Source organism: Oleiphilus sp. HI0043, from assembly GCF_001634935.1.
In genome coordinates this window covers 1-938 of record NZ_LWEY01000593.1, presented here as the reverse complement: position 1 = coordinate 938, position 938 = coordinate 1, and the positions used below count along the sequence as shown (strand labels likewise).

Here is a 938-nt window from a genome sequence, read left to right as displayed (position 1 = left end):
TTCTTTCGTGCGTTCGGTCTTTGTGGCGTCCAGGCAGTTGCCGCCCATCTGAAAAACAATCGTTACCATAGCTTCCGCTAAAGCGTTGCGCGTCTGATAATCCAAGGCGGCTTTGTTTGTTCCTTCTATCGCGCGCACTTTAAGATATTCTTCAAGCTCAGTAACAACGTGTCGAATTTCCAAATTAATCGCAGATCTAAACTCTTGAGAGTTACCAGTATGCTCCCGTAACAACAAACGAAAGTGGTTTGTGTTGCTCATAAGGTATTCAATAAAGGTATCGACAGAAATATCAATTGCAGTGCCTTGTTCTTGAATTCTGGAGCGAGCCTTTCTAAGAAGTTGGCGTAATGCTAAACCTGCCTCTTCGACCAAGGCTAAACCAAGGTCGTTCATGTCATCGAAGTGTCGATAGAAGGAGGTTGGTGCAATACCCGCCCCACGTGTTACCTCACGCAGACTGAGCCCGGAATAGACGCGCTCGGGACTCAATAAATCTAGAGCACTATCTAATAAAGCTCTTCGTGTTTTTTGTTTCTGCTCAGAACGTTTTGTCACAGCTACTTTTCTCAGAACAATTAATAATTTAGCGTATTCGATAATGATAGCACTAACAATTAGTCTTGTGGGCGTAATCCACTCATAATTAACGATAATTAGCTATCGCCAGTGCGGCCTAAGTATCAGCTAGATTAACCTGCGCTCATTTTATTCTTGGATAAGTTATTTAATACCTTGCGGGTAGTGCATGGTGAATTTAATCTGTTGAAATATTGCGTTTCTGCCGCACATCGTCAATGCCACCTGCATTTGTAACTCTGCTATACCCGGCTGCAATCAAAGCATTCTTCGCTTTTTCCGCGCGCACACCCCTGGCGCAATAAACAACAATCTCAGTGTTTTTGTCGGGATACTGCCGGCTAACTATAGGAACGATT

General features: G+C 43.7%; 2 protein-coding genes. Both read right to left on the bottom strand.

The window, feature by feature from the left end:
• Positions 1-558, bottom strand: a 558-nt coding sequence (fabR, locus tag A3729_RS07355; RefSeq protein ID WP_068633524.1) for an HTH-type transcriptional repressor FabR, incomplete at its 3' end; no start/stop codon positions are given.
• 199 nt (positions 559-757) lie between these two features.
• Positions 758-938, bottom strand: a 181-nt coding sequence (locus A3729_RS33835; protein WP_231877376.1) for a rhodanese-like domain-containing protein, incomplete at its 5' end; no start/stop codon positions are given.